Here is a 26,848-nt window from a genome sequence, read left to right as displayed (position 1 = left end):
GGGAAGGAATGATATCGGAAAAAATCAATATCTCACTGGATCATCCCATCATGAAGGGCCATATGGTCTTTGGTGAAGCGGTATTGCCCGGTCTTGCTTATATCGATTTGATTTATCAGGTTTTTCAGGAACACGGTTATGTATACAATGAGCTCGAATTGAAGCATGTTACGATTTATCAGCCTTTAACCGTCAGTGAAACGGCTGCAATCATTCTGACCATTCAATGTTCTGATAGCGGAGATGGAAAGTGGCTCATCTCCCTTTCAGGGCAGAAACAGCAAGGTGACGAGCTGTCAGACAATATACAATATGCGACGGCTGAAATGGTGAAAAGAGACGCTGTCACATTTGACGAAACCATTGATTTCGGCGATGTGAAGCAGTCAGCCAGGTCTCTGAATCTTGATGACATGTATAACCGCTGTCTGGATCATGACTTGGTTCATTCCGGTATGATGAAATCGAACGGACGATTGTACGAAACAGAAGGCGGCATGCTGGCTGAGCTTTCTTGCGAAGAAGGAAAAGATTTCTTTTTATTCCATCCGGCCCTTTTGGATGCGAGCGGGATCGGGGGGAGCGGTTTGCTTTCAGAAACAAACCGGCTTCACCTGCCTTTATATTATGAATCGTTCACGGCCGCTGACAGGCTTCAATCAGAATGCACGGCGCGTATCGCCGCTTCCGGCGTCCGTCAGGAAAAAGAACTCACAACGATGACGATCGAGTACTTCAGCCGATCCGGACAAAAGGTGGCGGAGCTTAAAAACATTACGGGAAAAGCGGTTCGGCTCGAAGAAGACGCGAATACAGCCGAACAGAATCAACAGGCTGCAGCTGAGCCGGAAAGCGCAGATGAAAAAGACATCATTCTGTTTTTAAAGAAGCTTTTGGCTGATAAGCTTGGGCAGACTTGGGAGACGCTGGACGTTCTTGCAGGCTACTACGAGCTTGGGCTGGATTCATCTTCTTTGCTTGAGATTGTACAGGATATCAGTAAAAAGACGGGTGCGGACCTCGCGCCCACTCTTCTCTTTGAATATACAAATATAAAAGAACTCGCAGCCTTTCTGAAAAAGACTGGTTCATTTGAATGTGCGGAGGAACGTGCAGCCGAACCATCACGGTCTGAAGCTGAAGCGCCGGACGCGCCAGAACTTCATAAAAACACCGGAGACATCGCGATTATCGGAATGGCGGGCCGCTATCCGAAAGCGAAAAGTGTGGCGGAGTTTTGGGAAAACCTTAAGGCAGGCACGGATTGCATCACTGAAGTTCCGAAGTCCAGATGGGATTGGAAAACATATCAAAACGTAACGTCCCCGTCTGGAAAAACAGTATCAAAATGGGGCGGTTTCATTGACGATGCCGACTGTTTCGATCCGCAGTTTTTCAGAATCTCACCGCGTGAGGCGGAAACGATGGATCCGCAGGAGCGCCTGTTTTTAGAAACATGCTGGGAAACGATTGAAGATGCGGGGTATACGCCTGAAACGCTGGGAAATAAAGGGGAGAAACAGCATCCGATCGGCGTATTTGCAGGGGTGATGCATAAAGATTATTCCTTAATCGGCGCAGAACAATTATCTGAAACTGATCCTTTTCCGGTTTCACTGAATTATGCGCAGATCGCCAACAGAGTGTCCTATTATTGTGACTTCCACGGGCCGAGCATCGCGGTGGATACCGTTTGTTCATCATCATTGACCGCCGTCCATCTGGCCATTGAAAGCATCCGCCGCGGCGAATGTGAAGCCGCGCTTGCGGGAGGGGTGAACTTGTCGCTGCACCCGGCGAAATATCTCAGCTACGGAAGCGTGGGCATGCACTCAAGTGACGGCCGCTGCCGTACATTCGGCGAGGGCGGGGACGGCTACGTTTCCGGAGAAGGAGTCGGTGCGGTCTTGCTCAAGCCGCTGGAAAAAGCCGAACGAGACGGCGACCGCATTTACGCGGTCATTAAAGGAAGCGCCGTTAACCACGTCGGGAAAGTAAGCGGAATTACCGTCCCGAGTCCTGCTGCACAGGCAGAAGTCATTAAGGCCTGTCTGAAAAAAGCAGGTATCAGCCCGCGGACCGTCAGTTATGTGGAAGCCCACGGCACGGGTACTTCGTTAGGAGACCCGATTGAAATTGAAGGTCTGTCAAAAGCGTTCAGCCAAGGGACGCAGGATCAGCAATTTTGTTCCATCGGTTCGGTCAAATCAAATATCGGTCACGCAGAATCAGCGGCGGGAATCAGCGGGTTAACAAAAGCGGCGCTGCAGCTTCATCACAAAACGCTTGTCAAATCACTGCATTCTGCGGAATTAAATCCTTACCTGAAATTTGAGGGATCTCCTTTTTATGTACAGCAGCAGACTGCTCCGTGGATGCAGCCGGCAGCCGAAGAAAACGGAAAAGTCACACATTATCCGCGCCGGGCCGGACTCAGTTCCTTCGGTGCATCAGGTTCGAACGCCCACATCATTTTAGAAGAATACATTCAGCCTGAACAAAAAGCGCCTGCACCTGAGAACGATGCAGCAAAACTCATCCCGCTGTCAGCAAGAAATAAAGACAGGCTTCTGGCCTATGCGGAAAAATTAGCCCGATCGCTTTCAGAAAAGACGGTGCTGTCTGAACTGGCTTATACACTTCAGACAGGACGTGAAGCAATGGAGGAGAGAGCTGTCTTCCTTGTAAATGACACCCGCGACTTGAAAGAAAAGCTGAATGATTTCGTAAAAGGAAACGAAAACATCCCCGGTCTTTGGCGCGGACAAGCCGAGCTGCCGGAACTGAGCGAAACCGCTCCTGAGACGGATGATCCGATACGGCTTGCCGAGTTATGGGCAGAAGGGAAAATAATAGATTGGAATAGGCTGTACGCTTCGGGTAAACCGCGTAAAACAAGCGTTCCGACGTATCCGTTTGCAAAAGAACGCTATTGGATTCCGCAGCAGAAAAAACAGGAGAAAAGCCCGTCAGGCACAGTGCTGCATCCGCTTTTACAAGAAAATACGTCAGATTTTTCGCATCAGCGCTTCACGTCTCTTTTTACTGGAGATGAATTTTTCCTATCTGACCATGTCGTCAACGGACAAAAAATACTGCCGGGTGTCGCCTATTTGGAAATGGCCAGAGAGGCGGTCAAAAAGGCCGCTGCCGTGACGGAAAAAGGCCATAGCGTCACACTCAGGCAGGTTGTTTGGGTCAGGCCGGTCATGATTGAAGACAAACCGAAGGAAATACATATTGCCCTTTATCCAGAAGATAATGGTGAGATTACCTATGAAATATTCAGTGAAACAGAAAACGGCGAAGATCCGGTTATTCACAGCCAGGGTGAAGCGGTCATTACCGAACCGGGAAGCGCCCAGATTGATATCGAGTCTGTCAAAGCTTCCTGCAATTCAGGGACCGTGACTGCGGAAGAATGTTACGGTGCTTTTGAGAAGATCGGTCTGGATTACGGAGAGGCATACAGAGGCGTACAGCAATTGCTGATCGGAGAAGACCGATTATTGGCCCGTATTTCACTCCCGGCTGCCGTACATGACAATAAAGAACAGTATACGCTTCACCCGAGTATGATGGACGCCGCTTTTCACGCCTCCGTCGGTCTGCTTGTCCAATCAATACATGACGATGCAGACAGCCACGAGCTTTCTCTGCCGTTTGCAATGCAGGAAGTGGAAGTGTTCGGGCCGTGTCCTGAACATATCTGGTCATATATCCGGTACACAGAAGGCAGCAAAGCAGATGACAACGTAAGAAAATTTGACATTGATATGTGCGATGATGCCGGTACGGTTTATGTCCGGATGAAAGGCGCGTCCGTCCGGGCGCTTGACACAGGCCAAACAGCAGGTGGTGAAACCCCGGAGGCGCCTGTCGGCCATACGATGCTGATTCCGGCTTGGGAGCCCGTTGCACTTAAAAAAACGAAGAAAGCAAAAACGGCGGAAAAGCAGACTGCGGTTTTCGGTGAAACTGACAGAATGCATACGCGCATAAAAGAACATCTGCCGAACGCTTCCTATTATCCGATCAGAGGTACGGATGATATCACATCTCTTACGCACATGCTTGAAGGACAAAAAGAACTGGAGCAAATCATTTGGCTTGCTCCGCAGGCTGAGAGTGCTGACAGCCTCAAGGAACAGGAAAGAAACGTTCTTCATGTGTTCAAGCTGATGAAAGCATTACTTGCCTTGGGGTACGGAGAAAAACATTTGGACTGGTGCATCGTCACAGCAAATGCCCAGCCGTTTTCCGATCAAGACAGCGCCGACCCGTCACAAGCCGCAGTCAGCGGACTTGCCGGAACAATGGCGAAAGAATATCCGCATTGGAATATCCGCATGATTGACACGGAAACGGACGGCAGCTGGCCGATCGAAGAGGCGCTCAGTCTTTCTGCCGGAAAAAACGGTCAAATTTGGGCGTACCGCAATCAGCAGCTGTTTGAGCGGCAGCTGATACCGCTTGACAATATGCCGAAAAACGGCACGCTGTACCAAACAGGCGGAGTTTATGCCGTGATCGGAGGCGCCGGATATCTTGGCGAGGCATGGAGTGAATACATGATCCGCCGCTACAAAGCACATATCATTTGGATCGGAAGAAGCACACTGAATGATTCCATACAGGCGAAACTCGACCGGCTCAGCGCATTCGGCCCGGCGCCTGAATATGTTTCCGCCGATGCCGCTGACAGTGCTTCCTTAGAGCGGGCTTATCAGTTTATAAAAGAGCGTCACACAAAAATGAACGGAATCATCCACTCGGCAATGGATCTGTCTGAGCAAAGCTTAAATAATATGAAGACAGAAGAGTTCAAATCGGTGCTGCGGGCAAAAGCCGATGTCAGTGTGTCCATGGCGGAGGTATTTGGACGGGAGCCGCTTGACTTTGCGCTCTTCTTCTCCTCGCTTGTGGCATTTATCCATAACGTGAAACAAAGCCACTATGCCGCAGGATGCGCTTTCAGTGACGCATTTGCGAAAGAACTTGATCAGACGTGGAATTGTCCGGTCAAAGTCATGAATTGGGGCTATTGGGGCAACAGCGAAGCGGCTGAAGACGGCGATTTTATTCAGCTGATGGATCAGATCGGATTGGGATTGATCGAACCGGACGCTGCGATGGAGGCGCTTGAAACCCTTATGACGCTGCCGGTTGATCAAGCGGCTTTCATTCATACGACAAAACCGGTCGCAGTCGAAGGGATGAGTGAAACAGAAAAAATTTCCGTTTATCCGTCTCAGCCGCTTGTCTCTTCACAACAGCTGAAGGCCGCTCCGCCCGGCGCACGTCTTGTAAAAGAGGCTGAACATCAAAAGCTCGATGATTTTCTGTATCAGCTTTTGATCGCCCAGCTTAAAGAAGCAGACTTGCTGACGCCGCAAAGCCTTAAAGCGTATGAGCCCGAACACGAATACTTTAAAAAGTGGCTCAATCAAACGATCGCTTTCCTTCTGGAACATGGTTATCTGGAAGGGAGTGCGGATTCATATAAACTGTCGGCCCGTGCCGAAGACACAACCGCCTCGCTATGGCAAAAATGGGAGCAGGAAAAAGAGGAATGGCTCAATAACGCCGATACAAAAGCGATGACTGTTTTAGCCGAGACGATGCTTAAAGCACTGCCGGACATTCTGCGCGAAGACGTGCCGGCGACTGACATCATGTTCCCGCACTCTTCAATGGAACTTGTTGAAGGAATTTATAAGCACAATCAAGTCGCGGATTACTTTAACAGCGCTCTGTCAGATACATTAACGGCGTATGTGAAAGAAAACATCAGCAAACATTCAAAAGCCGAGATCCGCATACTGGAAATCGGAGCGGGCACAGGCGGCACAAGCGCAGGCATATTTGAAAAGCTTAGGCCGTATCAAAACTATATAAAAGAATACTGTTACACCGATGTATCGAAAGCTTTTCTCGTGCATGCGGAGACGGAATACGGCAAACGGAATCCTTATCTGACGTATAAGCTTTTTAACGCAGAAGCGCCGCTTGCCGGCCAGGACATAGAGCCGGGCGCATACGACATCGTCGTTGCCGCCAATGTGCTCCACGCGACGAAAGACATCCGCCAGACGCTGAGAAACGCCAAAGCCGTTTTAAAAGACAACGGTTTGCTGCTCTTAAATGAAATGGCGGGAAACAGCCTGTTCCCGCATATTACTTTCGGACTGCTTGAAGGCTGGTGGCTGCATGAAGATTCCGCCCTTCGTATTCCGGGGTGCCCGGGCTTGTATCCGGAAAGCTGGAAGCGCGTGTTAGAAAGTGAAGGCTGGCATTCTGTCTTCTTCCCGGCAGAAGCGGCACATGAATTAAGCCATCAGATTATAGCGGCAAAAAGCAACGGCGTTGTGCGCCAAAAAACGCTTACATCAGGGGCCGGAAAACGGACCGCTCCGCCAAAAGCAGCATATACGCCGGAACTTCAGGCGCAAACAACGGTGCAAAAAGGCGACACGTCTTTAACAGAAAAAAGCACCGAGTACTTGAAAACGTTAATCGGAGAAACGTTAAAAATTCCGCCGGCTCAAATTGATCCGAAAGCGCCGCTTGAAAAATACGGAATTGATTCTATCGTCGTCGTACAGCTGACAAACGCGTTACGAAATGTATTGGACCAAGTCAGCAGCACTTTATTTTTTGAATATCAGACGATCGAGGCGCTCGTCGCTCACTTAATCAAAACGAAAAAAGACGCGATGATCAAACTGACAGGACAAACGCCTGTTCAGGAAGAACAGAAGGCAACACCAGAACCGCAGGCTGTACAGCCTGCTAAGCCGCTTCGCACTGACTGGCGGCGGAGGGAAAAGCGGGCAGCCAAAGAGCCCGTCCGGCAAAGTTCGGTTCGCGACGTGGCCATCATCGGTGTTTCAGGACGCTACCCGCAGGCAAAAACAGCGGCTGAGCTTTGGGCCAATATTAAAAAAGGAAAAAACTGCATAGAAGAAATCCCGCGGGAACGCTGGAACTGGCAGGATTACTACGATGAAGAGAAAGGTAAAGAAGGCTCTATTTATACGAAATGGGGCGGCTTCATTGAGGATATGGACAAGTTTGATCCGCTGTTCTTTCAGATTTCTCCTTTGGAAGCGGAGCGAATGGACCCGCAGGAGCGATTATTTTTAGAAACGGCGTATGCGAGTATCGAGGATGCCGGCTATACGCCTGACAATCTGTGCCAAAGCAGAAAAATCGGTGTTTTTGCCGGCGCGATGAACAAAAACTACCCGACAGGCTACGGCTACTGGTCCATTGCCAACAGGGTATCTTACCTTTTTGATTTTCAAGGGCCGAGCATTGCCGTTGATACAGCCTGCTCCTCTTCTTTGACAGCCATTCATCTGGCGCTTGAGAGCATATACAGCGGTTCAAGCGAATGCGCAATTGCCGGTGGCGTAAACATAGTGACCGACCCGATCCATTATATGAATCTGTCAGTCATGAACATGCTTTCCGCAAGCGACACGTGCAAATCGTTCGGCGACCGCGCGGACGGCTTTGTCGACGGAGAAGGGGTGGGCGCTGTCGTATTAAAGCCGTTGGAGCAAGCGATCGCCGATAACGATCACATTTACGGTGTGATTAAAGGAAGCACCATTAACAGCGGAGGCAAAACAAACGGATACACCGTTCCGAATCCGAATGCGCAGGCCGCCTTAATAAAAGAAGCTTTCCAAAGGGCAAACGTCCCGGCGCGCACCGTCAGTTATATTGAAGCCCACGGTACGGGGACCGCATTAGGAGATCCGATTGAAATCGCCGGATTAACGAAAGCATTTGAAGAGGATACAACAGACAAACAGTTTTGCGCCATCGGCTCCGCAAAATCAAATATCGGTCATTGCGAAAGCGCCGCGGGCATTGCGGGTCTGACAAAAATATTATTCCAGCTCAAAGACCGCCAAATTGCGCCGTCCCTGCACGCGGAACAGCTGAATCCAAATATTGATTTCGCGTATACGCCGTTTGCCGTTCAGCAGGAGCTCGGTGAGTGGAAACGTCCCGTCATCGGCGGCAAAGAGCTTCCGAGAAGGGCGGGGTTAAGCAGCTTCGGCGCGGGAGGAGCAAACGCCCACCTCATCATAGAAGAATATACGGCAGACAAAGTGCCTGATGAGACGCCGGCAGATCAGCCCGCCATCATCGTCCTGTCCGCAAAAAACAGCGAACGGCTCACTGAAAAAGCAAAACAGCTCAGAGACGCTATCCGTGAAAAAAGATACAACGGCAGCGACCTTATGAGCATAGCCTTTACTCTCCAGACTGGCCGGGTGCCGATGGAAGAGCGTCTCGGCTTTATCGTCCATTCACTTCATGAACTTGAAGAAAAACTGAATGGATTTATCGCCGGACAAAACAGCGCCGGACTGCACCGTGACGGCACGGAAGAAAACAAACGGATGCTTGCCGTATTTGCGGCCGATGATGATATGGAAACCATCATAGACGCTTGGATCAGCAAAAGAAAATATTCTAAGCTGCTTGAGCTTTGGGTAAAAGGATTGGACATCAATTGGGCGAAATTATACGGAGAACGTCCTCCGGCCCGCATCAGCCTGCCTGCTTATCCGTTTGCGGAAGAACGCTTCTGGCATCAGCAGCCTGTACAAAGCAAGGCTGCGCCCGTTAAGGCGCCGGCTGATGAAACTGATCCGGCGGAGCAGTTTGAAGTAATGGCTTTTAGAGAAGTTCTTAAAGAACAGGCTCTGCCGGCTGCCGGAGAAAAGCAAGTCAAAACGGTGATTTCTTTCTTAACTGATCAGAAGAAGCAGCAGGAAGCCATCTCTGTGATCAAATCGTATGACAGTGACATTGACGTTATTTTTATCGCTCAGGGAGACCGGTATGAGGCTCTGTCCGCCGGCCGCTGCCAAGTGGTGCGGGAAGATCCGCAATCATATGTGAACGCTTTTGCGGATATTCAAAAAGAGTACGGTGAAGCTTCTGCCATTTTGTATTTATGGGCGCTTGAAGATAAAAGCTGCATCGAAGATTATTCATGTATTGTCCATATTCTCAAAGCAATGGCTGAGACCGGTCTGCAGCCGGAAAGGCTGTTATTGGCGGGGGAATATGCATCCGGTCTGGAAAGGTGCTACTTGGAATCATGGATCGGCTTTGAGCGTTCGCTCGGCATTGTTCTTCCGAAAACAAGTGTTACCGGCCACTTCAGAAAAGCCGGTGCGGCCATAACGGACTGGATGAGAACCATTTGGGATGAGCTGAAAGCTGAAACAGACCATACCGTTTTCTTGGAAGAGGGAAAACGATATGTCTATCACACCGAACCAACCGGACTAACGAAAGAAAACGGCAGGATCAGAACCGGCGGAACATATCTCATTACAGGCGGATTAGGAGGGCTCGGCTACTTATTTGCCCGCCATCTCGCCCGGAACTACCAGGCAAATGTCATTCTCACGGGGCGGTCGCCGATCAATGAAGAAAAGAAAGAAAAAATGAAAGGCCTGGAAAATCTCGGCGCGGGTGTTCTTTACGCTGAAGCCGATGTTTGTGATCCGATCGGAATGGGCGACTGCATCAAGCGCGCGAAAGAACGATTCGGAGCCATTCACGGCGTCATTCATGCGGCGGGCATCGAAAGCAGAACATCCGTCTTTGAAAATGAAATCGGGAATTTCCGCAGTACGCTTGAACCGAAAATAAACGGAAGCCTGCTTCTTGACGAGTGGCTGAAAAACGAAACGCCTGATTTCATCTGCTACTTTTCATCCACATCGGCTGTTTTAGGAGATTTCGGCTGCTGTGATTACGCGGTCGCGAACAGGTTCCAAATGGCGTATGCCCGCTATAAAAACGAACAATCCGAAAGCGGAAACGCTTTTGTCATAAACTGGCCGGTCTGGAAAAACGGCGGAATGGCCGTCGGCGGTGAAGAGACGACGGGCATGTACCTGCAATCAAGCGGCCAGCGCCTGTTAGAAACAGATGAAGGCATTGAGCTGTTTGAGCGCATCATTTCTCAAGACAACACCCAGTGCCTTGTCATTGCCGGCAAAAGAAGCCGTGCCGAACGATTTTTAGGCATACGGCGGGACGATTCATCAAAACCGGATGCGCTTTTGGAAACCGTGAGCCGCCGCATCCCGGAAGAAAGCACGGAAAAACGGCTCGAAGCGGATTTGAAAGAGCTGATACACAGTCTGCTGAAAATATCTAAAGATAAACTCGTCCTGCATAAAAACTGGGCGGAATTCGGATTTGATTCCATCTATTTAGCCAAATTTGCCGCTCTTTTGTCGAGTCATTACGGCATTGAAGTCACTCCGGCGTTATTTTACAGCTATGCCACGCTCGGAGACGTCATCAGCTATTACCTGACAGAACACAAAGAAACGATCGAAACGTTTTACCGAACGGAAGAAACCGAAACAGAAGCCGCCGCTCCGGATAACAAGGAGTATACGGATCAGGAGATCATCGCCATGATGAAACAGGTCTCTGAGGGGACATTAGATTTTAAAAGAGTGCAAGACATCATAGAAGGGAGTAAGACCTATGAATCATAAAGAACTTCTCGATGCCTACAGATCAGGAACGCTCACCATCGCTGAAGTAGAACAAAAGCTTCAGGCTTTCAAGCGGACAACTGCAAAACGTCCGCTTTCTGAAGGCCAGAAAGGTTTGTGGATGCTTCAGAAAATGTTTCCGGAGATGAGCGCATATAACATTCCGTTATGCTTTCGTTTTCAAAAGCTGGATATCGAGACATTCAAAAACGCCCTTTTGTCCGTGCAGCGCCAGCACCCTATTTTGACCAGTGTGATAAAAGAGGAAAACGGCCTTCCGTATCAGATAGAAGATACGGATCGGCATTTTCCGATTGAAGAAATGGATCTTTCTGAATTAAGCGGGCGTGACGTTCTTTCGTTTATTAAAGAAAAAGCAAAAGAACCGTTCGCGCTTGAAACCGGGCCGCTCCTGCGTGTTCATGTATTCCGGCGGGCGAAGCGGGAGCCGATTGTGTTAATCACCATTCACCATATCATTTTTGACGGCGTCTCTCTTATGACGTTTATGTCGGCGCTGCTGGACGCTTATGTAAAAGCAAGTGAAGGCAAAGAACCTGTCATGGTTCAGCAGGCCGCAGATTATCATGACTTTGTGAAATGGGAAAAAGAGCTGCTGGAAAGCGAAGCGGGAAAAACGCATCTCTCTTATTGGAAAAAGCAGCTGGAAGGACCGCTGCCGGTGCTTGAGCTTCCGTCGGATTATCCGAGATCATCGGTTCAAACTTGCAAAGGGCAGGCGTATCAGCGCTTGCTTCCTGATGAACTGAACCGGCAGATTAAAGTGTGCGCCCAAAAACATAATGTCAATGAATCCGTTGTGTATCTCGCTATTTTCAAAGGACTGCTCTATCAATATACGAATCAGGAAGATGTCATCGTCGGCATGCCGACGATGGGGCGCTCTGAGGCTCAATTTGAGTCTGTCATCGGATACTTTATTAATATGATCGCGGTCAGAAGCAGGGAGACGGGCGCCAAATCCTTTACGGCGTTTTTGAAGGAGCTGCAGCTGACACTGGCAGAAGGGCTGGACCATGCCGCGTATCCGTTTCCCGCGCTTGTCAAAGAATTGAAGACGGAACGCTCGCCTGCGGTTTCGCCTGTTTTTCAAACCGCGTTTTTCTATCAAAACTTCTTCCGGACAGAAGGAGCGGAAAAGCTGGCGGAACTATATCAATCACTCGGCATTGAAATGATAGAAGACATTCATCAGGAAGGCGAATTTGAGCTTGCGCTTGAAGTCTATAAAAAAGAAACAGGAACCGTCCTGCAATTTCTGTACAACCCGGATGTCTACAGCCCTTCTTTCATCGAACGGATGGCGGAGCATTATATGAAACTGGCAGAAAAGGTGCTTTCTGATCCGGAGATCGCTTTTGAAGCGTGTTCCGGCCTGCTCAATCAAAAACGTGAAGCAAGCCGTTCATCCCATCAGCCGAATGAGCGCTGCATTCATGAAGTGTTTGCGGAAAAAGCCGGACGCCACCCTGACAGAGAAGCCGTCACATTCGGTGAAAACAGTCTTACATATCGCGAATTAGATGAACGAAGCACGGCGCTCGCTGTGTACCTGCAAGAAAAGGGCGTCACACCGGAATGCCCGGTCGGCATTTGTACGGAGCGTTCTTTTGAGATGGTCATCGGCATCCTCGCCATTTTAAAAGCGGGAGGCGCGTATGTGCCGCTGGACCCGGCTTTTCCAAACGAACGGATGGCGCACGTGTTGACTGACAGCGGCGTTTCAATCGTATTAACGCAAGCAAAGACGCGCGGCATGATTGAACAGTTGGCCGTCGGCGGTGTGAGCACGGTGGAAATTGAAAAGAGCGGACGTTCTGTCAGCGGGGCAAAACTGACGCCGCGTTCAAAACCGCATCATCTCGCTTATATTCTATATACGTCCGGAAGCACGGGAAAACCGAAAGGCGTCATGGTTGAGCACAGGGCCATCATGAATACGCTGCAGTTTTTGGAAGCTGAGTATCCGGTCGCACAAGAGGATGCCTATTTGTTAAAAACGAATTACGTATTTGACGTTTCGATTTCTGAATTATTCGGCTGGTTTATCGGAAACGGACGGCTTGTCATTTTGCCGCCTGGTGCAGAAAAAAATCCGCAGCTTTGCATGGAATACATCCAAACCCACCAGGTCACGCACCTGAATTTTGCTCCCGCCGTGTTTAATGTATTTCTGGAAACGGTAAAGCGGCATACGGCATTTACAGAAGACGGCCCTGTGAAATATGTGATGGTGGCCGGTGAGGCGTTTCCGAAAGATTTAGTCAAAAAGTCAGTTTCCATCTTCAAACATGCCAGAATTGAAAACATATACGGCCCGACGGAAACATCTATTTATGCCGCTTACTACAGCTGCGGCCAAAAGGAAATCACAAGCAGGAATACGCCGATCGGGAAACCGATTCACAATACGCGGCTTTATATCGTCGATGAAAAGCTCAGCCCCGTCCCCGACGGTGTGGCCGGGGAGCTTTGCGTGGCCGGCGCCGGTCTGGCCAGAGGCTATTACAATCAGCCTGAGCTGACGGCGGCATCATTTATTGATAATCCGTTTAGTGAAGGAGAAAAACTTTACAAGACAGGTGATTTAGCCAGATGGCTGCCTGACGGAAATATAGAATATGCCGGCCGGATTGACAGTCAGGTGAAAATTCGCGGCTTCCGCATCGAATTGGGAGCGATTGAAACGAAATTGAACGAACATCCGGACATTCTTGATCAGGCGGTTGTTGTTCAGGAGAAGAACGGACATAAAAAGCTGATTGCTTATTATACGGCCCGCTCCGGTCATACGGCAGATGAAAAAGCGCTCCGCAACCATCTTTTATCGAGTCTGCCGGATTATATGGCGCCTGCTCATTTTATCCGTCTGGATGCGCTGCCGTTAACACCGAGCGGAAAAGTGAACCGCAAAGACCTAAAACAGCGCAAGGTAATTGTTCACCGGTCTGAAAAGACGGGCAGACTGCCGTTATCAGAAGCGGAAGCGAAAGTGACCGCAATATGGGAAGACCTGCTGAATACGGCGGGCATCAAAATCGAAGACGGCTTTTTCGATGTGGGAGGCGACTCGCTTTTGGCTGTTGCGGCGGCAGAACGCATTAAACAGGAGCTCGAATGCGATTTTACCGTTACGGATTTATTCGAACACTCTACCATTCAGGCGATCAGCCGATTTATTGTTGAAACAAAACAGGCGGCTGAACCAGAGGCGCCCGGCCAAGATGAGAGTGAAAGAGAACAAACACCGCAAAACGGGGTGCCGTCTTACTTTGATGACAGTGTGGCGATTGTGGGGATTTCCTGCCAGTTCCCCGGCGCGAAAAATCATCATGAGTTTTGGAAGCAGTTAAGAGAAGGAAAGGAAAGCGTCCGGTTCTACTCGGAAGAAGAACTTCGGGAAGCCGGCGTGCCTGAAGATTTGATCGAAAATCCCGACTATGTGCCGGCATTATCGACGATAGAAGGAAAAGATCTCTTTGACCCTGAGTTCTTTCACATTTCTCCGAAAGACGCAGAATTTATGGATCCTCAGCTTCGGCTTCTGCTGCTTCATTCTTGGAAAGCCGTCGAGGACGCGGGATATGTATCCAAAGAGATTCCGAAGACAAGCGTATATATGTCGGCAAGCAATAATTCGTATCGGTCGCTTTTGCCGGAAAAAACGACAGAAGGCCATGAATCTCCCGATGGCTATGTGTCATGGGTGTTAGCGCAGAGCGGTACGATTCCGACGATGGTTTCCCATAAGCTCGGATTAAAAGGGCCAAGCTATTTCGTTCATTCCAATTGCTCATCATCATTAGTCGGTCTTTATTCAGCCTATAAAAGTATAACGAGCGGAGAATCGGAATACGCGCTCGTCGGCGGAGCAACGCTGCATGCAGCGACCGGTATCGGCTATGTGCACCAAAACGGATTGAATTTTTCAAGCGACGGGCATGTCAAGGCATTTGACGCTTCAGCCGACGGTATGGCGGGCGGAGAAGGAGCGGCCGTCATTCTGCTGAAAAAGGCGTCGCAAGCCGTTCAGGACGGAGATCACATATACGCCATGCTCAGAGGCATCGGTCTGAACAATGACGGAGCGGATAAAGTCGGATTTTACGCACCGAGTGTAAAAGGTCAGGCTGACGTCATCCAGCATGTTTTAGACAGCACGAATATTCACCCGGAGACGATTTCCTATATCGAAGCGCACGGCACTGGAACGACATTGGGTGATCCGATTGAAATGTCCGCGCTGCAGCAAGTGTATAAACGTTACACGGACCGGGAGCAGTATTGCGGGATCGGCTCCGTAAAAACGAATATCGGACATTTGGATACAGCAGCAGGTCTGGCCGGGTGCATCAAAGTCGCCATGAGTTTATATCATCGGGAGCTGGCACCTACCATTAATTACACGTCACCGAATCCGAATATCAAATTCAGCGGTTCGCCGTTTTATGTGGCGGATAAGAGAAAACCGCTTCCGGAGAGAGAGACGCCGCACCGGGCAGCGTTAAGCTCATTCGGACTCGGAGGAACAAACGCACACGCCATTTTTGAACAGTATGAAAACAAAACGATCAGCGGATTAAATGACGGACAGCCGCCTTATATCGTTCCGCTGTCAGCGAGAAATAAGCAGCGTCTTACTGCCTATGCATCTTGTTTATCCGGCTTTCTGGATGAAGCCGAAAACGATGTTTCCTTGCATGATCTGGCATTTACGTATCAGACCGGACGTGAAGCGATGGAAGAGAGAGCCGTTTTTATCAGTCATGATCATCACGATTTGAAGCGTCAGCTGCAGGATTTTATCAACGGCAATGACCAAAACATCTTACGGGGCGAAAAAGTGAGAAGCAGAGAAGTGTCGGCTCAGGAGATGGAAGAGCTTGCGGCATGTCAGACACGTGATGAAAAGCTGAAAGCATTTGCGGCGCTCTGGATTGAAGGAGCGCGTGTTGATTGGGGCTTATTGTATCAGGATTCCGCGCCGCGAAGAATCAGTGCGCCGACCTACCCGTTCGCAGAGGAGCGCTTCTGGCCGGAAGAAACTGTGAAGCAAACAGATGCGAAGTTTTTGCATCCGCTGGTACATCAGAATACATCCGTCTTGCAGGAGCAGCGGTTCAGTTCGGAATTCACGGGAAAAGAGTATTTTATTGCCGAGCATATCATTAAAGGAATGGCGATCGTGCCGGCTGCCGTCACCCTTGAGATGGCACGGGCCGCGGCGGAGAAAAGCATCGGCGGGGCAACAGAGGATTCTCTCGGCCTGCGCTTAAAGAATATCGTATGGGTACGCCCGGTGATAGCCGATCAGGACGCTGTCCGTGTCCATATCGGACTTTATGAAGAAGAGGACGGACAGATTCAATACAGAATGTACGGCGGTAACGATTCTATCGGTGAAGAAGCTCCCCTTTATAATCAGGGCATCGCTGAAATCATCCGGAAGGAACCGGAGGAAGCGGCGGATATTGAGCAGCTGAAGCGCCGGTGCACGCAGGGAACAATCGAATCTCAAGCGTTTTACAAAGGAATGATCGGAGCTGATTACGGGCCGGGCTACAAAGGTGTACAGCTTGTATACAAAGGCGAAGACCGTCTGCTTGCTAAATTGAAGCTTCCTGAATCCGTCTCCCATACGAAAGCTGATTATATCCTTCATCCGAGTATGATGGACGGTGCGCTTCAGGCCGCCGAATATTTGCAAAACGTGACGAGAGCGCTGCTGGCAGAAAGCGGGGAACCATTCAAAGCCGCATTGCCGTTTGCTTTAGAGGAGCTGGACGTTCTGAATCCGTGCGCTGATGATATGTGGGTGCACGTCACATTCAGTGCGAACAATAAAGCCGGCGATCCTATCCAAAAAGCAGATATTGATTTATATGACAATAACGGCGGGCTTTGTGTGCGGATGAGAGGTTTCTCAACGCGGATCATGGAAGAAAACGCGGGTGCCGGCGTTCCCGTCAGCCGTACCGAGACATTGCTCGCTGAACCGGTCTGGAAAGAGCAGCCGGAACCGGCCGATCATGCGCCTTCGTATGAACAGCATATCATTTTCCTTTGTGAGTACGATGAAGCCGTTAAACAAGCTGTCGAAGCAAAGCTTGAACATGCAAGCGTCATTATCTTGGACGATCGTCCCGCATCTATTGCAGAGCGGTATCATTCTTATGCGGGTCAGCTGTTTGACCATATCAAAACCATAATGAAAAGCAAGCCGAAGGGTCGGGTTCTTTTTCAGGCTGTTACGCGGTCAGCAGGCTTACAGCAGGTGTTCTCAGGCATTACCGGCCTCTTCAAAACCGCATGCCTTGAACATTCCAAGCTGATCTGTCAAATGATCGAAGCCGAGGAGAAAGAAAGTGCTGAAGGCATCGCGGAAAAAGCGGCGGAAAACCGTATGCATGCCGAAAGCGTCCATGTGAAATATGAAAACGGCAAGCGCTTTGCCGCTGATTGGGAAGAGGTGGATATTTCTCAAGCGGAGCCGGATATTCCGTGGAAAGACGAAGGCGTTTATCTCATTACAGGAGGTGCCGGAGGTTTAGGTCTGATTTTTGCAAAAGAGATCGCAAACCGTACAAAAGACGCTGTCATCATACTAACCGGCCGGTCCGCTCTCAGAGAAAAGCAGAAAGACATGCTGGAAACAGTACGTGCTGCCGGCGCTTCTGTTTTCTACGAGCAGACCGATGTCACGGACGAAGCAGAAGTATACCGATTGATCCGCAATATCCGCAAACGGCACGGCAAGCTGGACGGGATTGTTCACAGTGCCGGCATTATAAAAGACAACTACATGGTGAAGAAGACGGCAGAGGAATTCCAACACGTTCTCGCTCCGAAAGTGAAGGGCCTTGTGTATCTTGATGAAGCGTCACAACATGAGAAATTAGATGTCTTTATTGTCTTCTCATCCTTATCAGGTGTGCTTGGAAGCGTCGGCCAGGCTGATTATGCGTCTGCAAATGTCTTTACGGAGATGTATGCCGAGTACCGCCGTTCTTTACAAGCCGCAGGACAAAGATACGGAAAGACGCTTTCTGTCAGCTGGCCGTTATGGAAAGAAGGCGGAATGCAGGCAGGAAAGCAGACGGAAGATATGCTGATGCAGGAGGCGGGAATCGCACCGCTCGGCACAGATGCCGGCATCAAGGCTTTATATCAAGGCTTGATGAGCGGGACAGCCCGGATGACGGTTCTTGAAGGAGATGTGAAAAACATGAAAGCAAAACTGTTTCGCAAAGAGAATGATCATCCGGAAGCAGAGACCGGCGTACGTCATGACATTGATGCTGACAGCCTGCTTGAAAAAGTGAAGCATCTGTTAAAACAGCAGACGGCCTCACTGTTAAAAGTAAACATTGACAAAATTGATCCTCACGAAGAAATGACAAAATACGGGCTGGATTCTATCTCGATGACTGAGTTTACGAACCAGTTAAACAAAACGTACCGGCTTACGTTAACGCCGACGATTTTCTTTGATCATCCGACAATCCATGAATTTGCCGTTCATTTAATCAGTGAATACGAAGAGGAATTTGCCGGACGGTTTGCGGTAAATACAAAAACGGTTCAATCGGCAAGACCGGTAAAAGAGACTCAAATCACGCGCCCGGCCGTTAAGCGGCGCCGCACTCTGCCTGAGACACTTCCGCAGACAGTGCAGCGGGACCAAGGGCCGGAACCGATCGCAATCGTAGGCATCAGCGGGATTTTCCCGATGGCAGAAGACATTGAAGCTTTCTGGCAGAACCTGAAAGAAGGCAAAGACTGCATGACCGAGATTCCGAAAGACCGCTGGGACTGGCGGGACTATTACGGGGATCCCGCAAAAGAAGCAAATAAAACAAACGTCAACCAAGGCGGGTTTATTGACGGAATTGCCGAATTTGATCCGTTGTTTTTCGGGATTTCACCCCGGGAAGCGGAGCAAATGGACCCTCAGCAGCGCCTCTTGCTGACGTATGCGTGGAAAGCGATTGAAGATGCCGGATATGCGTCAAAGAGTCTCTCAGGCACAAAGACAGGTGTGTTTATCGGGACCGGAAACACCGGCTACGGTTCTCTTTTAGCCAATGCCGATGCGGCGATTGAAGGGTCATCCGCGGCGAATACAAGTCCGTCTGTCGGACCGAACCGTGTCAGCTATACGCTCAATCTGCACGGGCCGAGCGAGCCGATTGATACCGCCTGCTCAAGCTCGCTCGTTGCCATACACCATGCCGTTTCTTCAATTGAAGAAGGGACGTGCGACATGGCTTTGGCGGGAGGAATCAATACGATTGTTCTTCCGGATGTGTATATCAGTTTTGACAAAGCGGGCGCGCTGAGTAAAGAAGGAAGATGCAAAACGTTCTCCGATCAGGCTGACGGTTTTGCCCATGGTGAAGGAGCCGGGCTCTTTTTCCTCAAAAAGCTGAAAGCCGCTGAGGCGGATGGGGACCATATTTACGGCGTCATTAAAGGAAGCGCGGTGAATCACGGCGGCCGTGCGGCATCTTTAACAACGCCTAACCCGAAACAACAGGCGGAAGTCATTAAAGCCGCATACAAAAAAGCGGGCATTGATCCGAAAACAGTCTCTTATATCGAAGCGCACGGCACCGGAACAGAACTGGGGGATCCCGTTGAAATTAACGGCCTGAAACAAGCGTTCAGCTCGTTTGCAGACGGAAAAGAGAAAGCGGCCGGCTATTGCGGCTTAGGGTCGGTCAAAACGAATATCGGCCATTTATCCCTTGCCGCGGGAGCAGCGGGCATTATTAAAATTTTGCTGCAGATGAAGCATCGCACATTAGTCAAAAGTCTCCACTGTGAGACGGTAAATCCGTACATTCAGCTTGAAGACAGCCCGTTTTATCTGGTGCGGGAGACGATGGAATGGAAGACGCAGACGGACGAACGCGGAAACGAACAGCCGCGCCGCGCGGGCATCAGCTCATTCGGCATCGGAGGCGTAAATGCCCACGTCGTCATCGAAGAATACATTCCAGAAGACAGAGAGGAAGCAGATGATTCTCATATCGACCCATGTCTTTTCGTTCTGTCCGCCAAAAATGAAAAACGCCTGAAAGAGCAGGCAAAACAGCTGAAACGTGCGCTTACTGAAAAACGGTACGATCATTCCAGCCTCGTTTCTATGGCATATACTCTCCAAATCGGAAGGGACGCCATGGAAGAACGCCTGGCGGTTATTGCCGGATCCGCAGAAGAACTGCAGGAAAAACTGTCACAGTTTATCACTGGAGATAAGCATGCGGATTTGTACAGAGGAAGAATAGACAAAGGCACGCTGCAAATGCTGACGGAAGATGAAGAAATTCAAGAAGCCGTTGAAAAATGGATGGCACGCGGCAAATACGCGAAGCTGCTTGAATTATGGGTCAAAGGGCTGAACGTCGATTGGGCGAAGCTGTATGGAGACCGGCCGCCTAAACGCATGAGCCTGCCGTCGTATCCTTTTGCAAAAGACCGCTATTGGGCGGCGAAACACACCGGAAAACACGAAAAAACAAGCACTGTGTCTGCCGGAAAACAAGACGCGCTTCATCCGCTTCTGCACAGAAATACTTCAAACCTTGCAGAACAGCGGTTCAGCTCAATCTATACAGGAGAAGAATTTTACCTTGCGGATCATGTTGTAAAAGGCGTGCCGATTTTACCGGGTGTGGCACATCTTGAAATGGCGCGCGCAGCAATGGAACAGGCATCTGAAGTACCGGCCGGACAAGGAAGCATCAAGCTTAAGAATACGGTTTGGGTGCGGCCGATCACCATTGAAGACGAGCCGGTCCATGTCAACATCCGTCTCATTCCTGAAACGGCAAATGACGTTCAATTCGACATTTACAGCGGCCGGGAAACAGATCAGCCGTCCGTTTACAGCCAAGGGGCAGTATCAGTCCGCCCTGACGCAAAGGCTCCGGTCATTGATCTGCAAAAACTGAGATCACAATCCGCCGAGACACCGTTTTCTGCAGATGAAGTGTACGATATGTACCGCAAAATCGGTTTTGATTACGGCCCGGCTTTCCGGGGTGTCAAAGCGATTTATACAGGTGATGATTTCGTATTGGGCAGACTGTCTCTTGATGCGGCTTGTGCGGACACGGTGCAGGAGTATGTCATGCATCCGGGCTTAATGGACTCTGCATTGCAGGCATCAAGCATATTAACCGGAACAAATGATGAAAAACTGATGCTTCCGTTTGCGGTTCAGGAGCTTGAAGTATTCAGCGCATGCGCTGCCGAGATGTGGGTATACGCCAGACTTTCTGAAGACCACAAAGCCGGCCAGGTTGAAAAACGCGATCTTGATATTTGTGATGAAAATGGCAAGGTTTGCGTAAGGCTGAAAGGTTTGTCATTCAGAACGGCTGAAAAAGAACCTGAGAAAAAAGAAAAAGCTCCGGAAACGCTCATGCTTGAGCCGGTATGGACACGAAGCGATGAAACTGCCGTTCAAACGGAACCCGTTTTTGCCCGGCATATCGTAATGCTTTGTGATACAGACGCCGGATTAAAACAAGCTGTTGAAGCCGCGGGAGCTGAATGTATTGAAATGACCTCCCCGCACGGGAAAGCGGCGGCGCGCTTCCGTGATTATACAGGACGGATATTGGAGACGCTGCAAAAACTGCTGAAGGAAGAGACGGAAGGAGACGTCCTTATCCAGACGGTTCTCGCTAAAACAGATAAGCATCAGCTGCTCTCAGGGATTTCAGCTCTGCTAAAAACAGCCGGCCTGGAACATAAAAAACTGAAAACCCAGCTGATTGAAATAGAACCGGCGGAAAACGGCAGAATCACAGACATCATCAGAGAAAATAAAACAAGGGCTGATGACAGCCATATCAAATATGAAAACGGCATCCGATATAGCGCAGATGTCAAAGAAACGGCCGTGTCCGGCGGAAAAATACGCATTCCGTGGAACGACGGAGGGATTTATCTCATTACCGGAGGAGCCGGGGGCTTAGGATTTATTTTCGCGAAAGAAATTGCCCGGAAAGTCAAAAAGCCGACACTGGTTTTGACAGGCCGTTCCGCATTAAGCGAGAATCAAAGGATGCAGCTGCAATCGCTTGAATCACTCGGAGCAAAAGCGGAGTACAAACAGGCTGATGTAACAAACGCTCAAACTGCGGCAGACCTGGTCAAAACAATTGAAACGGAATATGGCGGCCTTCACGGCATCATTCATAGCGCGGGTGTGATGAAAGATCAATATATCGCAAAGAAAACAACCGAAGAGTTTTACAGTGTATTGGCTCCTAAAACGGACGGATTTGTCAACCTTGATGAAGCAACCGAGCATTTAGCGCTGGACTTTTTCATCGTTTTCTCATCCATTTCCGGTGTCACCGGGAATGCGGGACAGGCGGATTATGCGGCGGCAAACGCATTTATGGACAGCTATGCGGCATACCGCAACGCGCTGGTTACGGCAATGTACCGCCACGGTCACACATTGTCAATCAATTGGCCGCTTTGGAAAGACGGCGGAATGCAAGTCAACGAAGAAATGGCGAAGCTCACCGAAAAAAGAACCGGCGTAACACCGATGCGCACTGAAACCGGAATAGAAGCTCTTTACAAAGCATGGAGCATGGGGAAAACAAGTGTGCTCGTCATGGAAGGAAACCGCGCCGTAATGCGGGAAAAACTGCTTCCAAAGACTCCCGCAGCCGCTTTTGCACCGGTTAAGAAAACGGAGGAAACGCCTGCGCCGAAAGACCTGACGGCCAAACTTCAGGAATTGCTGGCAAAAGAAGTTTCCGGACTTCTGAAAATAAACATTGAAGAAATCGATATCGAATTGGAGTTCAATCAATACGGATTTGATTCCATTACGCTGACGGAATTTGCCAACAAGCTGAATGACACTTATCAGCTTGATCTGACACCGACCGTATTTTTTGAATATGCGACGATTCAAGCCTTGGCGCATCATTTAGCAGAAGACTATCAAACACAATTTGCAGGCAGCACACAGCCGAAAGAAGAAAAACAAAGCGGTGTAACAGATGATGGCGGCATCAGACTGGCAGGGAACAAACGATTTGCAAAAACTGCCGTACAGCCTGTTCAGACTGCGGCTGAACATAAACCGGAACCGATCGCCATTGTCGGCATGAGCGGAGTGTTTCCGAAGGCCGCAAATATTGATGAGTATTGGCGCAACTTAGAAGAGGGAAAAGATTGTATAACAGAGGTGCCGGCGGATCGCTGGGACTGGCGGGAGTATTACGGTGACCCGCTTAATGAAGCCAACAAAACAAATGTAAAGTGGGGCGGATTTATTGACGGAGTTGCGGAATTTGATCCGCTGTTCTTCGGAATTTCACCGCTGGAAGCCGAACAGATGGATCCCCAGCAGCGCTTGTTAATGATGTATGCGTGGAAGGCGATAGAAGATGCGGGATATTCCGCTAAAAGCCTTTCCGGCACGAAAACAGGCCTGTATATCGGCACGGGGAATACCGGATACGGCTCACTGTTTTCCGACCTGGATATCGGCGGTGCGTCAGCCGCAAATATGAGTCCGTCAGCAGGGCCGAACCGCGTCAGCTATATGCTCAATCTGCACGGGCCGAGTGAACCGATCGACACGGCTTGTTCCAGCTCGCTGGTCGCGATTCATCACGCCGTATGCGCCATTGAAAACGGGAACTGCGAGATGGCGATCGCCGGCGGCGTGAATACCGTCGTCACACCGCAAGGCCACATCGCTTATGACAAAGCGGGTGCGCTGAGCAAAGAAGGGAAATGCAAAACGTTCTCCGACAGGGCGGACGGATTTGCCGTCAGTGAAGGTGCCGGAATTCTGTTTTTGAAAAAGCTGTCAGAAGCGGAAAAAGCGGGCGATCATATTTACGGCGTCATCAAAGGCAGCGCGGTCAACCACGGCGGACGCGCGAACTCCTTGACGACACCGAACCCGAAAGCCCAGGCGGAAGTCGTCAGAACGGCTTATGACAAAGCAGGCATTGATCCGAGAACCGTCACTTATATAGAAGCGCACGGAACCGGAACGGAGCTTGGCGATCCGGTTGAAATCAACGGCCTGAAATCCGCCTTTCAAAAGCTGTACGAAAAAACAGGCGATCCCGCCGTTTACGCGAGTCACTGCGGTTTGGGATCGGCAAAAACCAATATCGGCCACCTGTCACTGGCAGCCGGTGTCGCGGGTGTGATCAAAGTGCTGATGCAGATGAAGCATAAAACACTTGCAAAAAGCCTCCACAGCGAGGTCATCAACCCGTATATCAAACTGAAAGACAGTCCGTTTTACATCGTACAGGAAAAAAGAGAATGGACGGCATTGAAAGACGAAAACGGCAATCATCTGCCGCGCCGTGCGGGAATCAGTTCTTTCGGCATCGGCGGCGTAAACGCCCATGTCGTCATTGAAGAATATATCCCGAAGGAAGAAAGAAAAACAGCTGTTTTCACACACCCTCAAATCTTTGTGCTGTCGGCCAAAGAAGAAGAACGTCTGCAGGAACAAGCGCAGCAGCTGGCGCAAGCTTCTTTTACGGATGCTGATCTTGCCGATGTTGCTTACACGCTTCAGCAGGGACGTGATGCGATGGAAGAAAGAGCGGCCATCATCGCTTCCACGGCCGAAGAACTGCGGGACAAGCTAAAAAGCTGTGCGAAAGGACGTTATGATATAGCGGGCATTTATAAAGGAAAAGCGGGGGCGGGTAAAACCCCGCTGAAATCCATTCTGGCAGGCGCAAACGGCGAAGCGGATATCGAAGAGCTGATAAGCCGCCGAGAGAATGGCAAGCTTGCGGAATTATGGGTGCAGGGCGCGGATATCAAATGGGACGGCTTATATTCTGATATCAAGCCCCAACGGATGAGTCTTCCTGCTTACCCGTTTGCGAAAGAGCGGTACTGGATCACGGACAACCGGCCGAAAGCAGAAAAACCGCAAGCTGTGCCGACGGCGCGGGTGCTGCACCCGCTGCTTCACGAAAATGTATCGGATTTAACAGAGCAGCGGTACCGATCCGAATTTACGGGACAAGAGACGATTTTCACCGATCATCTTATTAAAGGCAAGCCGGTCATGCCGGGCGTTGCCTACTTGGAAATGGCCAGGGCGGCGGTTGCTCAGGCAGTCAAAGGGCAAAAGGAACGTCCTTCTGTCATCCGTCTGAAAAACATCGTTTGGGTTCGGCCGATCGAAGCGGGAAACCGCCCGATTGAAGCGCAAATCAGCCTGAACCCGAGGGAAAACGGTGAAATCGTGTATGACATTTACACCGATTCACAAACAGAAGCAAGCGGCAGGCAGATACACTGTCAGGGGGCTGCCGGCATTCTCGGCGCCGGTGAGGCTCCGCACCGTGATATAGGCGCACTGAAAGCTCAATGCGGCCGCAGCATGCTGACTTCTGAGCAGTGTTACGGTTTATTCAGCAAAATCGGCATTGACTACGGTCCCGGACAACAAGGAATTCAGCACATTCATATCGGAAGCAATCAAGCATTAGCTGAGCTCCGTCTGCCTTCCTTCCTCGAAGAAACGGCAGATCAATACGTTCTTCACCCGTGTATGCTTGATTCAGCTTTGCAAGCGACAATCGGACTGAAGCTGCATGCAGGTGATAACCAGCTGTCACTGCCGTTCGCCCTTGAGGAACTGGACATTTTCAGCCCGTGCACGACAAGTATGTGGGCGTATGTCAGCTCCCGGGGAACGGATGAAAAAATACAGCGGCTGGACATTGACTTATGCGATGAGACAGGCCGGGTCTGTATCAGGATTAAAGGGATTTCTTCCAGAAGGATGGAAGGCCCGGCGCCGGAAACATCATTAAATGGAGCAAACCTTCTGGCTCCGGTATGGGATCTTGCGGAATTCCGTGACCCAAGCCCGGCATATAAGACGGAAGAGGTTGTCTTTATCGCAGGGGATGAGGAAAGCACGGCTTTTCAATTGCATCATCCTTCTGCGAAACGGCTTCATATCAACCCGGAGGATGAAATAGAGGCTGTTGCGGCTGAACTGAAAGCAAGAGGGTCTTTCGGGCATATCGTATGGATCGCTCCTTTTCACAGCGCTGATGACATGGTGAAAGCTCAAGATGCGGGCGTCATCCAGATGTACAGAGTGATTAAGGCGATGCTTGCTTTAGGATACGGAGGCAAGCGAATCAGCTTGACTGCAGTCACAATAAAAACACAGTCCGTACAGCCGGCGGACATCATTGATCCGGCTCATGCAGGCATTCACGGTTTGATCGGTTCGCTCGCAAAAGAGTATCCGAACTGGCAAACACGGCTGATTGATGCCGGATGTCCGGAAGATGTTTCAAAGGCGGAGCTGTTCTCAGCGCCGTTTGATGAGCAAGGCAACACTTGGGCGTACCGGAACAATCACTGGTACAAACAGCGTCTCATTCCTGTACAGCAGCCGGTGTCAAGCCGGACCGCTTACCAAAAAGGCGGCGTTTATGTCGTCATCGGCGGCGCGGGGGGCATCGGCGAGGCATGGAGCGAATATGCCGTGAAAACGTATCAGGCGCGAGTCGTTTGGATCGGCAGACGAAAACATAACAGCGCCATCCAGGAAAAAATCGACAGACTCAGCCAATTCGGGCCGGCGCCGATTTATATTGAAGCTGACGCGGCAAATCCGGATGAGCTCACACGGGCGTATGAAACGATCAAACGCACGCACCCGCAAATTAACGGAATCATCCATTCCGCAATTGTTTTAGAGGATCAGAGCCTGGCGAATATGCCGGAAAGCCGTTTGAAAAGCGTGCTCGCTGCAAAAGTCAATGTCAGCGTGAATATGGCCCGCGTGTTCCAAAATGAGCCGCTGGACTTTGCTTTGTTCTTCTCATCTGTTCAATCATTTGCACGAGCGGCCGGACAAAGCAATTATGCTGCCGGGTGCAGTTTCAAAGATGCCTTTGCCGCTCATTTGGCTCAAGTCCGGCCGTATTCGGCGGCAGTGATGAATTGGAGCTATTGGGGCAGTGTCGGAATCGTATCATCTGCCGAATATCAAGAACGGATGAAACAGGCGGGAGTCGGATCAATTGAAGCGCCCGAAGCAATGGCGGCGCTTGAACGATTGCTCGGCGGCCCATTGAATCAGTTCGTTATGATGAAACAGGCGGAAGAGCCGGAGGAAAAACCGGAAGAAATGATAGAAGTATACCCTGAACATCACGGCTCGGCGATGCAAAAACTGCGAAGCTATCAGCCTAAAGTAACAAGACATGTACAACAATTGAGTTAAG

At 50.2% G+C, this 26,848-nt stretch carries 2 protein-coding genes; both read left to right on the top strand.

Going from position 1 to position 26,848, the window contains the following annotated elements; genetic code table 11:
- Nucleotides 1-8: 8 nt before the first annotated feature.
- Nucleotides 9-10,550 (top strand): SDR family NAD(P)-dependent oxidoreductase, encoded by a 10,542-nt coding sequence (locus tag ACWJJ5_RS05720; protein ID WP_454022282.1) that lies wholly within the window; start codon nt 9-11, stop codon nt 10,548-10,550.
- Entirely contained in the window at nt 10,540-26,847 is a 16,308-nt protein-coding gene (locus ACWJJ5_RS05715) for an amino acid adenylation domain-containing protein (RefSeq protein WP_454022281.1), read from the top strand. The genes ACWJJ5_RS05720 and ACWJJ5_RS05715 overlap by 11 nt, the downstream gene beginning before the upstream one ends.
- Nucleotide 26,848 lies beyond the last annotated feature (1 nt).

Source organism: Bacillus sp. JK74 (genome assembly GCF_053663395.1).
The sequence above is the reverse complement of the archived record's forward strand: the minus strand, read 5'-3'. Positions and strand labels throughout refer to the sequence as shown.

Bases quoted from the DNA above. Each gene is read 5' to 3' on its own strand.
- ACWJJ5_RS05720 (WP_454022282.1), top strand. From the start codon at position 9: ATGATATCGGAAAAAATCAATATCTCACTGGATCATCCCATCATGAAG.
- ACWJJ5_RS05715 (WP_454022281.1), top strand. From the start codon at position 10,540: ATGAATCATAAAGAACTTCTCGATGCCTACAGATCAGGAACGCTCACC.